Source organism: Ferrimonas aestuarii (assembly GCF_005116665.1).
GTDB lineage: Bacteria > Pseudomonadota > Gammaproteobacteria > Enterobacterales > Shewanellaceae > Ferrimonas > Ferrimonas aestuarii.
Genome location: NZ_SWCJ01000055.1, coordinates 1 through 256, shown reverse-complemented (window position 1 = coordinate 256; position 256 = coordinate 1). Strand labels below are relative to the sequence as shown.

Here is a 256-nt window from a genome sequence, read left to right as displayed (position 1 = left end):
CATGGGATCAGGTGGGACCACAGCGCTATGGTCGTCAGACAAATTCTTTTAACTCGCTAATCAAGCAAGTTAATCAATTTGGTCAAGCTGCTTTCTCGCTTTTGCTTTTCGCAAGTGCTTTATATCTAGGATACAAAAACCCATTGGGTGTTGTATGGTTAAGCCTCACGGGTCATTAGTACAGGTTAGCTCAACGCCTCACAACGCTTACACACCCTGCCTATCAACGTGGTAGTCTTCCACGGCCCTTTAGTGG

1 rRNA gene is annotated in these 256 nt (G+C 46.1%); it reads right to left on the bottom strand.

Annotated features, from left to right (window positions below):
* Positions 1-154 precede the first annotated feature (154 nt).
* Positions 155-256 (bottom strand): 23S ribosomal RNA (locus FCL42_RS21595); the annotation flags it as partial.